Below are 12,863 nucleotides of genomic sequence, written 5' to 3'. Positions count from 1 at the left end.
CCTAAGCGATGACGCTCCACCCCATTGGGTTCGACACCCAAGCATTAATATCGCTTTCGTACCACGCTACCAGCCCTTCGCTGATCGGCGTGGACGGCGGAAACGTGCCCGCGGCGATTTTTCGGTAGATGGTCGTTCGGGAAAGCTTCGTGCGCGTCAGCACGTCGCGCAGGCGCATCAGGTTGTCTCTGCTGCGATCAGTCATTGCACGAAGCCCTCCCCTATCGCGTCGCTATGTCGTTCCATCGACACGGTCGTGATTTGGTTCGTGCGGAAGTTGTCGCCGTCTTGCCGCCCGGGCTCGAGGCCAGGATACGAGATCGCAGGGTACGCCTTGTGCGCGAGAACACCTATCTGCGCTCGATCGGCAATGCGTCGGTGCTCGGGCTCTACGTGCTCACCGGGCCAAGCGTCGGCTTTTCCGGCGACCTGATCCGCATGGCGCAGATCGCGGCGGCCGAGCAGATGCCGACGCGCTTCGCGCTCGCGGTCGACAGCCCGTTCGCGGTGTTCCAGGCCAACAGCAATCCGTCGAACAGCCCGCATCAAAGCGCCGTCGGTTATGTCGGCGAAGATCGGCACATCGCCCGACGCATGCTCGGCATCCTGAAGGCGAAGGGGGTACAAGACAGCGCCGTCGCCTATTGGCAAGGCGCGAAGCTCAACCGCATCGTGGCGACCGCGGGGAAGGCCTACACCGACTTCGTGTTCGACCTGCCGCCGAACGCGACGACGCTGATCCTGCCGGCCAGCATGCCAGCCCGCGGGTTTGAGATCGCGCGCAATGCCACCTCGGTCTTCACCGCGACGATCGACAGCCTCACCCTGACGTACAACGCCTATACCGCCGGCAGCGAGCGCAATGACGGGTTCACCCCTACGGCGATCACCGGCGCCACCCTGGTCGCGCCGAACACGGTACGCGTCGCGCACAGCTCGGTGACCTGGGCGGCCGGCGACAATGCGTGCGGGTGGTCCGGTCGCGCCTATAAGGCCGCATTCGGTACCGACGCCGGGTATAGCGCATGGCTTGCCGACGACAGCTATCTCAACGCGCCGGCCGAGCCGAACACGACGAGCGAGACGCGCACGCCGACCTGGGCCGCGATCGAGCCGCGCGGCATGACGACGGCCGTCACCTCCGCATCCTCGAATGCTTCGGCACAGGGCGGTTTCGCCGCAGCAGTGGCATCGGCGATCCTGGCGATTGCCATGGCGGGCGCGACTATCAGCGGCGCGATCCCGACCAGCACTTCAACACGGCTTTGTTGCAAAACTGATGGCGGGGATTCACGCAGGGAATCGAGCGGTATAGATAGGCGTAATGCCCAAACCTGCCGCACCTGTGTATCGTACGACGAACTGGCCTGAGTATAATGCGGCGCTGAAGCGGCGTGGGTCGCTGGAAATATGGTTTGATCCGGAGATGCACTGGCTTTCGAAGCCGTGTGGTCGCCCTGGTCGCCCGATGCGGTTTTCAGACAGCGCGATAGAGCTGTGCCTGACGCTGAAGACGCTGTTCAACCTGCCTTTGCGGCAAGTGACGGGGTTGGTTTCGAGCCTGATCAAAATGGCGGGGCTGGATTGGTCGGTGCCGGATTATACGACGCTGTGCCGACGGCAGAAGACGTTGAAGGTCAACCTCGGCGGGCGGATCAGCTCGGGCGGACTGCACCTGCTGGTCGACAGCACCGGGATCAAAATGACGGGAGAAGGCGAGTGGAAGACGCGCAAACACGGACCGTCCTACCGTCGCCAGTGGCGCAAGGTGCATCTCGGGATTGATGCTGGGACGCTGGATATCCGGGCCATTGAGGTCACGACGAATGCCATTGGTGACGCACCGACGCTGCCCGTTCTCCTGGCGCAAATTCCCGGAGACGAGCGGATACTCAGCGTCGGCGGAGATGGCGCTTATGATACCAGGGACTGCCATGCCGCTATTGCCGGGCGCGGTGCCGATGCGGTCATCCCGGTCCGCCGCAACGGGCAACCATGGGCAGAAGGCGGTCCCGGCGTCGATGCACGCAATGGAGCGCTACGCGCGACAAAGCGGCTTGGTCGCGCAATCTGGAAAAAGTGGAGCGGCTATCATCGCCGCAGTCTGGTCGAGACCAAAATGCACTGCTTCAAACTCCTGGGCCAGCGCGTTGTCGCCCGCACCTTCGATCGTCAGATTACCGAGCTCAAAGTCCGTGCTGCAATTCTCAATCGGTTCTCCGAAATAGGAACGCCGGTGACCGTCCGCATCCAATAACATCTTCAAGTAAAACGTCGGTCATGCTCTCGCGTAATTATGCAACAAAGCCCTTCAACACCGATAGCAGCGAGCGCCGCAGCGGGGGGCAGCGCGGCTGGCGCTCTGCCATCCAGCGCGGCGCTGGCGCCAGCGGCTGCCGTATCAGGATCGTCGGGTGCAGCCGGGACCTTTGCCAACCAGACCGCTGGCGCGGCGTCCGGATCGGCAGGCGGTGGCGCCGCGCGGCAATGCCGGGCGCCACCGCCTCTCCGCCGACCGCCACCGCAGCGAGCGGGACCGTGGCGGCAGCGCCAATGGCTGGTGCGACGACCTCGCCTCTCATCGGCGGCGCGGGCGGTGGCGCAGGAGCGTCCGGCGCGCTGGGTAGCGCCGCCTCGTCGTCCCCCGCGGCTACGGTAAGCGGTAGCGCGGCGCCCGCCGGATCGTTTGCGGTGGCTGTTGCCTATCCGCCCGCCGGGTCGGCGGCGGCGGCATCCGGGGCAGTCGCGGCCGGCGCACTGCCAAGCGTAGCCGCCTCCCCGCCTATTGCGTCGGTCGCGGCAACGGGAAGCGCCGCCGGATCATTTGTGACTGCAACGATCAACCCGGTGGCGGGGCGCGCGGCGGGACCGGCAACGGCGATCGGTGCCCTTCCGACGCAGACGGCCTATGCCCTGGCTGGCAGGGCGAGCGGCGCGGTCATCGCAGTGCCGATCCCGCTTGCTCGCAACCGCACCATTTCCCCAAAGCGCATTCGCACCACGAGGTCGGAACCATGCTGAGCATCTCCACGAAATATCCCGATGAGGTGCTGTTCGCATCGCACGATTGGGCACCGGCACTGATCGAAGGCGATACCGTCATCTCTGCCCAGATCGTCCCAACTGACGGCCTGATCGTCGACCAGATCGTCACTGTAAGCCCGGTGACCACCTATCGGGTCCGCGGTGGCATCGCTGGGCGATCGTGGGCGCGGCTCGATCTGAGTGCGACGACCGCGCTCGGGGAGACACTCGGCGAGAACGTCATTTGTCCGGTTCGACCTCGATAGGATCTTCGCCGAACCACCACTCCGGCACGCGGAAGAACGCGCCGAGGAGCGCCCGGTCGGGTTTCGCCAGCAGGGCCGGGTATCCCTCACGAACGAACGTGGCCAGATAACCGTCGCGCCGGCGGAGCATGCGCGAGAGCGCTGCCAAGCTCTGCCCATGGTCTTTTGCTAACCGCTCGAGCACTTCGCCGGGCGTGCCGATCGGGCCGGGTTTCACAACCCCTCAGCCTTCTGCAAAACGGCGTTGATGCGCCCCTCTCGGTCGGGTCCGTCGGCTCCAAAGCGATCAAGTGCGACCTTCACTCTAGCGCCCTTATTTTTCGAACCGAGCGGGCGGCCTCTTCCGCGCTTTACTGGATTGCTCGCCACGATCTTTTCGTCAGCCTTCACCGAACGGCGCTCAACAATCCGGATATGTTCGGCAGCCACGCCAGACACTTTTCGATTTTTCTCTCCACGATAAATGCCTAGCGTGGCCATGCGTGCGGACACGGCCATCTGAGTTCGGTCGAGGTCTCGTGCAATCCCTGGATTTTTAGTGCCGCTCTCGACGAGCCGTAGCAATTCTGCATCTTCTTCAGCAGACCATCGACTGGATCTCATGCTTCCATTCCGAAACCGTTGGGGATCACACGCTCAGCCACTCACTCTCGGCGTCGTCAACGGCTTGGAATACGTCACCATCGGCCTGCTGCGAACGTAGATGGGCGCGAACGGTCTCAGGGTCTCCATCCTTGGGAAAGGTTCGATCGCCGCGCGCAGCGAATGCGAGTTCGTCGATCCAGTCGCCGCGGTCTTTCTGAGCGAGGAGCCACCGGCCGAAAGGCTCGCGATCGGGCAGGCGATCCTCAACATGGTCGTATCCTGGCATCAGGTGCTCCGATTCGCTTGCGGTCGAAGCTGACGATATAGCAGCATCATGGACGAGCGAGAATTGAGCCTAGCGGTGGTCGGTATCGGCTACGACAACGATCGCAAATCGAAAGGCGACCGTCGTTTTGAGATGATGCTATGCGCGCCGGGCGATCCGATCGAGCTGCGGCGCGAGCCGAAGAACAAGCACGACAAGCACGCGGTCGCGGTCTTCACCGAGCGTGGTACGCAGCTGGGCTACCTGACCGCCGAGCGGGCGCCGTGGATCGGCGGCAAGATCCTGGCTGGCGAGGAGTATGTGGCGATCTATCAGCAGCCGGGCGTGATGGCGGCTGTGATCCGCGTGCGGTTCGGCGGCGGTGCGCCCACCCTGCCCTCGCCCCGGCCGGTGCGCCAATCGTCCGACGAGAGCGGGCACGTGGGAGAAGAGTTCTATCCAGATCCCGAGCCCGACGAATGGGGAGCTTAGCGCCGCGCGCCCGCCAATAAATCGTTCGCCTTTCCCATACCCTTCATGAGCATATCCGACCATTCCTGCCCTAGCTCCCGGCGCCGTTCCATGTGCCCGGCCCGGTCGTAGGCCGCCTTGACCTTGTTCTCCGGGACGTGAGCTAGCATCATTTCGATAATCGGCGGATCCTCGGGGCGCCTAAGCTTGACCGCAAGCGCGTTCATCGTGGTCGAGAATGACGAACGCCAGCCGTGCGGAACGTGCCGACCGTGATAGCCGACCCGATTGTAGAGATAGCCGATCGCGTTCTCGCTCAGCGGACGGTGGCTGTGGCGCTCGCCGGGAAAGACGAGCCGGTTTCGGCCGGTCAGACGGTGGACTGCGAGGAGCACCTCCACGGCCTGCCATGAGAGCGGGATAATATGCTCAAATGCAGCTTCGTCCTTCAGATCAGCGGTCAGCTTCATACGGTCCGCCGGCACCCGCCAGATCGGCAGGAACGGGCCATGCGACATGCCGGTGAAATCAATGTTTTCGAACTCCGCCCAGGTAGCTCCACGGACCATGCCGGGACGCGATTGTGTCAGCGCCAGCAGACGCGACGCCAGCTTGGTGACCGGCGATGCGGCCGAAGCCTCAGCTGCAATGAGCACGCCCCGGGCGTCGTCAACGTCAACGAGCGCCGGCTGCTTTCCCTTCTTCGGAAGCGGCTTCAGCGCTGCCGCAAGGGAAGCGGCGGGGTCGTTGGTCGGGATGCCCTCGGATATCGCGTAAGCGAACACCGCTGATATCCGCTGTCTGAGGCGTTTCGCCGTCTCGATCGCGCCGCGGTCCTCTACCAGCCGCAGGGCTGCAAGAACGGCCTGTGCATCGATCTTCTCGAGGGGCTTGCCGCCCAGGATAGGGAAGACGTCGCGCTCGAGGCTGGTAATCACGTCCTCCGCATGGACCGGCACCCAGCGCACCTTCTGCAAGGCGTACCAATCGCGCGCCGCCTGCTCAAATGTGACGAGCTTAGCCAGCTCCGCTTTCTCGCGCTCCCTCTCCTCCTGCGCGCGCTTGCGCACACCTGACGGGTCCTGATGCTCGCGCAGCTGGCGGCGCGCGACGTCGCGTCGATCGCGCGCCTCGGAGAGCTTAACGTCGGGGTATGGCCCGAACGTCAGCAGCTTCTCCTTACCATGAAGCTGGAACTTCATGCGCCAGGACTTGAGCCCGGTCGGGGCCACATAGAGGAATAAGCCGCCACCGTCGGTGATCTTGTAAGGTTTGTCTCGCAGCTCGGCCTTCCGCACCGCCGCGTCCGTCAGCATGATACCCCGACCTGCATATCTCGTACCCCGTAAAATGCTCCACCGTACCCCGGTTTTGGCCGGTTCTGGTCGCGCTTGATTGGGACAGACTATAACAGGAACAACGGCAGAAATCAGCCCCTAAGGGACCGTCCCGAACCACTTGGAAAGGGAAATTGGCGGAGAGGGTGGGATTCGAACCCACGGTACCCGTGAGGGCACGCCGCATTTCGAGTGCGGTACATTCGACCACTCTGCCACCTCTCCGCGAGGTCATATGATGCCGTCTGTGAGGGAGACCCACGAAGCGGCACCGGTCGGTGAGCGGGGGCCACTAACGCAGTCGCTCGGGGAGCGCAAGCGTTTGCCGCAGCATTCTCTTGTGCAGCGCGGAACAGGGCCTAAGTTATACCCATGCACCGCACCCCGATTACCTCCCCGCCCTTTTCCGCCGAGATTCCGCTCGCGCCGATCAGCCATGCGCGCTTCGCCATCGGCGACGTCGTGCGCCACCGCATGTTCGATTTCCGCGGCGTGGTGTTCGATGTCGATCCGGTCTTCGCCAACAGCGACGAATGGTATGAGGCGATCCCCGAGAACATCCGGCCGCGCAAGGACCAGCCCTTTTACCACCTGCTCGCCGAGAACATGGAGTCGAGCTACGTCGCCTATGTCAGCCAGCAGAATCTGGTACCCGACGATCTCGACGAGCCGGTCGATCATCCCGCGATCTCGGGTCTGTTCGGCGAGTATGAGGACGGGAAATACCCGCTGCGGCGCGAACACCGCCATTGATCGACCGCTGACGTAGAAAGGGGGCCAGTTCGGCCCCCTTTCCGTGCTGGCGAATCGATCAGAATTTGAAGCCGATCTTCCCGTAATAATAGCCGCCGTTGATGCCATAGGGGCTGAACGACAGCGGCGCGTCGATCACGTTGCCGCCGTTGACGAGCGTGGTGTTGGTCGTACCCGGAACGAGCGAGACCGTCGGGGGGCGCTTGTTGAACAGATTGTTCGCACCGAAGGTCAGTTCGATCCCGGTAAGCAGCTTATAGGACAGTTCGAGGTCGGCGATCACCGCGGTGCCGACCGTCTGCTTGTAGAAGGTGCCGCCGTCCGGGCTGTAATAGGCCGAAGTCTTGCCATAGAGTGTGCCGCGTGCGGTCGCCGAGAAGCGGCCGAGCGTGTAGAAGCCCGAGGCGATTGCCTTGAACTTGGGCGATGCGGTCTCGAGGAAGCTCAACGCGCCCTTGTCGAACAAGGCCGTGGTGCCGAGCGAGGCCGGGGCGGCGAGGATCTTGGTCGCCTTGGTCTCGTTGTAATTGCCCGACAGGCTCCAATTGACCCTCCCCGCGCTGCCGAAATCGCTCGGAATGCTGGCCGTCAGTTCAAGTCCGCGGGTGCGCGTGTCTGCGCCGTTGGTGAAGATGTTGATGCCGGTCTGCGTCACGGTCGGGTCAAGCACGTTGCCATTGGCGACGATCGCCTGCCGCACCACCGCGAAATTGGTCGCGCCGCCGCTGCCGAAGATCGATCCGGTGCCGAGGATGCGATCCTTGATCGTCACCTGATAGGCATCGAGCGTGACGGTCAGCTTGCCCGTGCGGAACACCGCGCCGGCGCTGAGGTTGGTCGATTTCTCGGGCTTGAGGTTCTGGAAACCGATCAGCTTGGCCGCCGCCGAATTGGCGGGCAACTGCACGAACGCCGAGGTCGGCGAGACGTTGGTCGCCGAATAATAGGATTCGGCGAGCGTGGGGGCGCGGAAGCCGGTCGATACCGTTCCGCGCAGGGCAAAGGCGTGGCTGAAATCGTAGCGCCCCGTCCCCTTGAAGATGACCTTGCTGCCGAAGTCCGAATAATGTTCGTACCGGACCGCGCCATCGAGCTTCAGCGCCTCGACCGGCGAGGCCGATACGTCGAGATACAGCGACTGGTTCTCGCGCGAATGCTTGCCGGCATCCGATGGGCGGAAGCCGGGATAGGATTGCCCGCCCTCCTTGTAGATCGACGCGGCATCGCCCGATCCGATCGCATAGGTGTTCCTGCGATATTCCCCACCGAAGGCGATGTTGAGCGGGGTCGCGATCCCGACATCGAGATCGGTCGAGAAGTCCGCATTCGCCGTCAGTTCGGTGGCCTTGAACGATCCGTCGTAGAAGGTCGTCGGCGAGAAGTGCGTATCGATGAACAGCGAGCGATTGTACGAATCGAGCGTGTAGATGAGGTTCTTGTCTTGGCCGTAGGTGGTGCTGAGATCGAACTTGACCGCTCCCATGTGTCCCTTCAGGCCGCCGGTGACGGCAAAGTCCTCCTCGCGAACTCCTTCGCGCGGGTTGAAGCCGTTCGGGAAGGGGATCAATTCTCCCGGCGTCGCGAGCGTTCCGGCAACGCCCAGTACGGGTGAGGCAATGACGCGATCGGGCACGCGCAGATTTTCATAGGCGCTGGCGATCCGCTTGCTGAACGTGCCGAAGCTGTAGGCGGTTACGTCGCCGAAATTGTAGCCGGCATTGTATTGCGCGTTGGTCAGCCACGATTTGGCGTCGCCGTTGATCTTGTTGACATAGGGGAAGCCCGGAATCGTGCGGTACAACGCCTGTTGCGCTGCGCTGAGCGCAGGGCTGGTGGTGGTGGTCAGCAGCGTGCCGCTCGCATCGGTAACGCGGCGGTCGAGTCCCCCGGACTGCGTGAAATCGTGGAAGCGATGGAACAGCGTCACGTTCACGAAGCCATCCTCGCCAATCTTGGAGGCGAGGTGCAGCGTACCGGCATAGGTCGTGCCGCCCACGTCGTAATTCTTGCCCGCAGTAGCCGAGCCCGAGCCACCGCTCGAATCGTCCTTGAGGATGATGTTGATGACGCCGGCGATCGCATCCGAGCCATATTGCGCGGCAGCGCCATCCTCGAGCACTTCGATTCGCGCGATCGCGCCAGGCGAAATCAGATCGAGATCGGCGGTTGCCGCGCCCTGATAGGGTCCGCCGAGGACTGCAAGATTTGCCGTGCCGTGACGGCGTTTGCCGTTGACCAGGACGAGCGTGTGATTGGGGCTCAACCCGCGCAACCGCGCCGACAGCGTGAGATTGGCGGTATCTCCGCCAAAGGCCTGCGCGGTGAACGACGGTACCAACTGGGTCAGCACCTGGTTGAGATTGGGCTGACCGACTCGGCCAAGCTCGTCGGACCCGAGCACCTTGATCGGAGTCGCGCTTTCGGCCGCGGTCGTGCCGGTCCGGCGCGTTCCGGTCACGATGATGTCGGATGGTTCCTCTGGCCCCGGCGCCACCGAATCGGGGGCAGCCGGCGCAAGTGCGTCGGGCTTGTCGGAGGCGGCAAAAGCAGGCGCCGCGGTTGCACTAGCAACGGCCAGCGCCAAGAGCGAAATCGATGTCTTGTGCATGAGTGTGAGTCCCCCAAAAGTCGGTGGCTCCCAGTCATCCGCTCCCAATACTTTTTATGCTTTCAAATCAATACGCACCTCAAGACGCCGCCTCACAATGACGAACGCAGTTTCGCCTGCCGCTAATCGCGACAGTACACTATACTTCGAAGCCATATCGTTCACGCGCCGCCATTTCCGCGAACACCGTGGTACGCATCTGCTCTCCGCCTGTCGGGTAGTCATGCCGTCATCATACCGGGACCTTCACGATCCCGGGAATCATGGACGGTTTTTCTACCTTGGCAGATGACGCCATAGGTCGTTTCGCATTGCAACATAAAGTTCACGGATCGCGCCGACACCGCGTCCGATTGGTACGATTCCGGACCTACTATGGCGTTTCGGCAACGTTTCGAATGTGCCCCCCATCGTCTGCGCGGTTGACAGCGCGCGCCGTCTCGCATAGCTGGCGCTTCTTTCCCGCGCCCGGCGTGCCGAGCGTGGGGCACAGGTATTTTTGAAAGTGATGAGGGCCATGTTCGCAATCGTGCGCACAGGCGGCAAGCAGTATCGCGTTGCCGCCGGAGACAAGATCGTCGTCGAGAAGCTCGACGGTGAAGCTGGGGCGTCGATTACGCTCGCAGACATTCTGCTGGCGGGCGAAGGCTCGGAGATGGCATCGCTCGAAGGCCTGACGGTCACGGCCGAGATCATCGCGCAGGCGAAGGCCGATAAGGTCATCGTCTTCAAGAAGCGTCGTCGCCACAACTATCGTCGCAAGAACGGTCATCGCCAGCGTCACACGATCCTGCGCATCACCGCGATCGGCGACCACAAGGCCGAGCAGAAGTCCACCGCAGCGACGGGCGCAGAAGCCCCGGCCGCTCAGGCGTAAGGAGTAATCCCAGATGGCACATAAGAAAGCAGGCGGCTCTTCGCGCAACGGTCGCGATTCGGCCGGCCGTCGCCTTGGCGTCAAGAAGTTCGGTGGCGAAGCCGTCATTCCGGGCAACATTCTCGTGCGTCAGCGCGGCACCAAATTCTACCCGGGCGTCAATGTCGGCATCGGCAAGGACCACACCCTGTTCGCGCTGACCGAAGGTCGCGTGACCTTCCACCAGGGCAAGCTCGGTCGCAAATTCTGCTCGGTAGAAATGCCGGCAGCGATTGCAGCTGAATAACATCGGGTAACCGGACGGGTTGCCCACCAGGGCGACCCGGGACCGCGCAAGCGGACCGAACAAGGGAGACGGGTCGCCCCGGCTCCCTTTTTTCATGCTCCCTCCCCCACCCATTGTCCTCTGTTCGTCACGCAAGACGGGCAAAGGGCGGCGACGAGGAGAGTATACATGTTCGCTCGGACCCCGAGACTGACGCTGCGCCCCCCTTGGCCGGAGGACGCGCCTGCGCTGACGCGCGCGATCGCACATGAGAGCGTGGCGATGAAGCTGGCGCGGCTGCCCTGGCCCTATACCGAGGCCGACGCCGCGGAGTGGCTCGCCTTCCCCCGCACCCCCACCGACGCGACCTGCCTGATCCTGAGCCATGACGGCGCCTACCCGACGGTGATCGGGGCGATGTCGATCGAAGGGCGCGCGGACGGGCACGAACTCGGCTATTGGCTGACGCCCGACGCCTGGGGTCGCGGCTATGCGACCGAGGCGGGCGAGGCGATGCTGGGCATGGCGCGCCACGCGCTGGGGCTGAAGCGGCTGCAGTCGGGCTATTTCCTCGACAATCCCGCCTCGGGCAGGGTTCTGGCCAAGCTCGGCTTCGAGCGGACCGGCGAGGAAATGCGCCATAGCGTCGCGCGCGGCCACGCCGTGCCCTGCGCGACACTGGAGCTCGACCTTGCAATAGCGGCACGAACGCCGGTTTTTAGCTTGGCGGCCTGAGCGCAACCATGAACCAAGGCCCACGCACCATTCCCCGTTCGGGCTGAGTCCGTCGAAGCCCTACCCTCCACGCATAGCGGCGTCGCGGGGGGAGAGCATGTTTCGACAGGGTCAGACCGAACGGTGGAAAATTTGCGCGCGCCGACTCAGGCCGCGACCGCTAGGCGTGGCAGCACCGCAGCGGCATAGTCGCTCTCGGCGAGCGCAATCAGCGCTCGATCGTCATGCTTCCACGGGTGGAAGCCCGGCAGGAAGAACGCCAGCCATGCGCCGAGGATCTTGCGCGCCATGCCCGGCTTACCGAGCGCGTACCAGACGATACCGCGATGCGCGCGCCAGCCGGTGATCCCGTCCTGCCGTAGCAGTTCGAGCATTCCCTTGTAGCGTCCGGCGAAGAACTTCTGCGTCGTGCCGATCATCACCAGCGCCTTGATCTTCCAGCGCTTGCCACGGCTCCACTCGCGCGTCGCATGCAGCCAAGTGTCGTAGGCGACGCCCTTGTGCTCGATCTCCTCGGCAGCGTGCCAGCGCCACAAAGCCGCGGCCTGCTCGTCCCCGCCGGCGAGATGGCGCGGATCGGCGATCAGCTCGTGCGCCAGCATCGCGGTAAAATGTTCGAGCGCCATCGTCGCGGCAAGGCTCGCGATCGGTGGACGCCCCTTGGTCAGCGCAAGCGCTTGGTCGATATGCTGTTCGAGCAGCTTGGTGTCATATCCCTGGTCGGTGACATGGCGGTTGAACGCGACATGCTCGCGCGTGTGGATCACTTCCTGCTTGATGAAGGCCTGGATCTCCGCGTGGAGTCGCGGCGGCGTGCCCTCGCGGAAAGTGCGGACGCTGTCGACGAAGAAGCCCTCGCCCTTCGGAAAGGTCACCGACAGCGCGTTGTAGAAAGCGGTCGCGAACGGATCGTCGTTGAGCCACCAGCGACGCATCTGGACCCCGCGGCCGAAGCGCAGGTCGCGCGGAGTGATGGTCAGATCGGCGGGACTGGTTGCTTTCGCCACGAAAACCTCCAAACAGCAGGACAACAGGTCTCGAATTAAGCGTTACTTACACCAGTGTCAATAGTCCGCAAACGCCTTAGCCCCGAAGAATCGCGCGATGCCGCGATCGAAGCCGCCCGTGCCTTGCTCGTCGAACAAGGTCCGCAAGCCGTGACGCTCAAAGCCGTCGCTGCGCGAATCGGGCGGACGCACGCGAATCTGCTCCACCATTTCGGCTCGGCAGCCGATCTGCAAAAGGCACTGATCACCCACCTCGCCGACACGATCACCACGCAGATTGGGGCTGCGGCCAAGCGCGCCCGCGCCGGGGAGCAGGATCCCCGCGTCGTGGTCGACATGACCTTCGACGCCTTCGCGCAGGGCGCGGGCGCGATGGCGAGCTGGATGATCCTGACCGGCAACGAGGATGCGCTCGACCCGATCCTCGAGGCGATCCACCGGCTGGTCGACGATCTCGCCGCCGATCCCGACATGGTGGGGGGCAAGCCGATCCATGAGGAAACCCTGCAACTGGTGCTGATGGCGCTCGGCGATTCGCTGCTCGGCGGGCCGATGGCGAAGGCGCTTGGCCTGCCGCTCGGGACCGCGCGCGAGCTCGCGCTCGAACAGCTCATCTCGGCGCGCGCACCGGCTCTCGCGGCGACTGGCTAAAAATCGCATCTTCGGCTAA

17 protein-coding genes and 1 tRNA gene are annotated in these 12,863 nt (G+C 63.7%); 9 read left to right on the top strand and 9 right to left on the bottom strand.

Annotated elements, in window-relative coordinates:
* Position 1: 1 nt before the first annotated feature.
* Entirely contained in the window at positions 2–205 is a 204-nt protein-coding gene (locus ACVWYO_RS14310) for a helix-turn-helix transcriptional regulator (RefSeq protein WP_457351864.1), read from the bottom strand.
* Positions 206–336: 131 nt separating this feature from the next.
* Between ACVWYO_RS14310 and ACVWYO_RS14305 the strand changes: the two genes are divergently transcribed.
* Both ACVWYO_RS14305 and ACVWYO_RS14300 read left to right on the top strand, forming a co-directional pair.
* Entirely contained in the window at positions 337–1,371 is a 1,035-nt protein-coding gene (locus ACVWYO_RS14305) for a hypothetical protein (protein ID WP_457351862.1), read from the top strand.
* The gene (locus ACVWYO_RS14300) at positions 1,325–2,257 is read left to right on the top strand and encodes an IS5 family transposase (protein ID WP_457348219.1); all 933 of its coding nucleotides are present in this window, start codon (positions 1,325–1,327) and stop codon (positions 2,255–2,257) included. The genes ACVWYO_RS14305 and ACVWYO_RS14300 overlap by 47 nt, the downstream gene beginning before the upstream one ends.
* Before the next feature lie 37 nt (positions 2,258–2,294).
* On the opposite strand, the gene ACVWYO_RS14295 is transcribed toward ACVWYO_RS14300, so the two are convergent.
* Positions 2,295–2,582 (bottom strand): hypothetical protein, encoded by a 288-nt coding sequence (locus tag ACVWYO_RS14295; RefSeq protein ID WP_457351860.1) that lies wholly within the window; start codon positions 2,580–2,582, stop codon positions 2,295–2,297.
* A gap of 432 nt (positions 2,583–3,014) precedes the next feature.
* On the opposite strand from ACVWYO_RS14295, the gene ACVWYO_RS14290 reads away from it, so the two are divergent.
* Positions 3,015–3,290: a phage fiber-tail adaptor protein gene (locus ACVWYO_RS14290; protein WP_457351858.1), complete on the top strand. Its 276-nt coding sequence runs from the start codon at positions 3,015–3,017 to the stop codon at positions 3,288–3,290.
* Here ACVWYO_RS14290 and ACVWYO_RS14285 read toward each other — a convergent pair.
* Genes ACVWYO_RS14285 through ACVWYO_RS14275 form a run of 3 tightly spaced genes read right to left on the bottom strand, consistent with a single transcriptional unit; the run spans position 3,265 to position 4,161 of the window.
* Complete coding sequence (locus ACVWYO_RS14285; RefSeq protein ID WP_457351856.1) at positions 3,265–3,507, bottom strand: peptidase S24; 243 nt, start codon at positions 3,505–3,507, stop codon at positions 3,265–3,267. The genes ACVWYO_RS14290 and ACVWYO_RS14285 overlap by 26 nt on opposite strands.
* Positions 3,504–3,893 carry a hypothetical protein gene (locus ACVWYO_RS14280; protein ID WP_457351854.1) on the bottom strand — a complete coding sequence of 130 codons (390 nt, stop codon included), beginning with the start codon at positions 3,891–3,893 and terminating at the stop codon, positions 3,504–3,506. The genes ACVWYO_RS14285 and ACVWYO_RS14280 overlap by 4 nt, the downstream gene beginning before the upstream one ends.
* Positions 3,894–3,918: 25 nt before the next feature.
* On the bottom strand, positions 3,919–4,161 hold the full coding sequence (locus tag ACVWYO_RS14275) for a hypothetical protein (RefSeq protein ID WP_457351852.1): 243 nt from the start codon (positions 4,159–4,161) through the stop codon (positions 3,919–3,921).
* 48 nt (positions 4,162–4,209) lie between these two features.
* On the opposite strand from ACVWYO_RS14275, the gene ACVWYO_RS14270 reads away from it, so the two are divergent.
* A complete protein-coding gene (locus ACVWYO_RS14270; protein ID WP_457351850.1) occupies positions 4,210–4,632 on the top strand; it encodes an HIRAN domain-containing protein in 423 nt (140 codons plus the stop codon).
* Here the strand turns inward: ACVWYO_RS14270 and ACVWYO_RS14265 are convergent.
* Positions 4,629–5,927: a tyrosine-type recombinase/integrase gene (locus ACVWYO_RS14265; RefSeq protein ID WP_457351847.1), complete on the bottom strand. Its 1,299-nt coding sequence runs from the start codon at positions 5,925–5,927 to the stop codon at positions 4,629–4,631. The genes ACVWYO_RS14270 and ACVWYO_RS14265 overlap by 4 nt on opposite strands.
* Positions 5,928–6,083: 156 nt before the next feature.
* A tRNA-Ser gene (locus ACVWYO_RS14260) sits at positions 6,084–6,173 on the bottom strand.
* Positions 6,174–6,320: 147 nt separating this feature from the next.
* Here ACVWYO_RS14260 and hspQ point away from each other — a divergent pair.
* Positions 6,321–6,701 carry a heat shock protein HspQ gene (hspQ, locus tag ACVWYO_RS14255; RefSeq protein WP_457351845.1) on the top strand — a complete coding sequence of 127 codons (381 nt, stop codon included), beginning with the start codon at positions 6,321–6,323 and terminating at the stop codon, positions 6,699–6,701.
* A gap of 58 nt (positions 6,702–6,759) precedes the next feature.
* Here hspQ and ACVWYO_RS14250 read toward each other — a convergent pair whose 3' ends face one another.
* Positions 6,760–9,309 (bottom strand): TonB-dependent receptor plug domain-containing protein, encoded by a 2,550-nt coding sequence (locus tag ACVWYO_RS14250; RefSeq protein WP_457351843.1) that lies wholly within the window; start codon positions 9,307–9,309, stop codon positions 6,760–6,762.
* Positions 9,310–9,826: 517 nt separating this feature from the next.
* Here ACVWYO_RS14250 and rplU point away from each other — a divergent pair.
* The 3 genes from rplU to ACVWYO_RS14235 all read left to right on the top strand — a co-directional run bounded on the left by rplU (position 9,827) and on the right by ACVWYO_RS14235 (position 11,186).
* Positions 9,827–10,186, top strand: a complete 360-nt coding sequence (gene rplU / locus ACVWYO_RS14245) for a 50S ribosomal protein L21 (RefSeq protein WP_457351840.1) — start codon at positions 9,827–9,829, stop codon at positions 10,184–10,186.
* A 13-nt stretch (positions 10,187–10,199) separates the two neighbouring features.
* Entirely contained in the window at positions 10,200–10,472 is a 273-nt protein-coding gene (gene rpmA, locus ACVWYO_RS14240; RefSeq protein ID WP_133189925.1) for a 50S ribosomal protein L27, read from the top strand.
* Positions 10,473–10,640: 168 nt separating this feature from the next.
* On the top strand, positions 10,641–11,186 hold the full coding sequence (locus ACVWYO_RS14235; protein ID WP_457351838.1) for a GNAT family N-acetyltransferase: 546 nt from the start codon (positions 10,641–10,643) through the stop codon (positions 11,184–11,186).
* A 146-nt stretch (positions 11,187–11,332) separates the two neighbouring features.
* On the opposite strand, the gene ACVWYO_RS14230 is transcribed toward ACVWYO_RS14235, so the two are convergent.
* Positions 11,333–12,193: a metal-dependent hydrolase gene (locus ACVWYO_RS14230; protein WP_457351835.1), complete on the bottom strand. Its 861-nt coding sequence runs from the start codon at positions 12,191–12,193 to the stop codon at positions 11,333–11,335.
* 54 nt (positions 12,194–12,247) lie between these two features.
* Between ACVWYO_RS14230 and ACVWYO_RS14225 the strand changes: the two genes are divergently transcribed.
* Complete coding sequence (locus ACVWYO_RS14225) at positions 12,248–12,844, top strand: TetR/AcrR family transcriptional regulator (protein ID WP_457351833.1); 597 nt, start codon at positions 12,248–12,250, stop codon at positions 12,842–12,844.
* Positions 12,845–12,863: the final 19 nt, after the last annotated feature.

Source organism: Sphingomonas sp. UYP23 (assembly GCF_054059235.1).
Note: the sequence above shows the minus strand (reverse complement) of the source record. Positions and strands in the feature narration are given on the sequence as shown.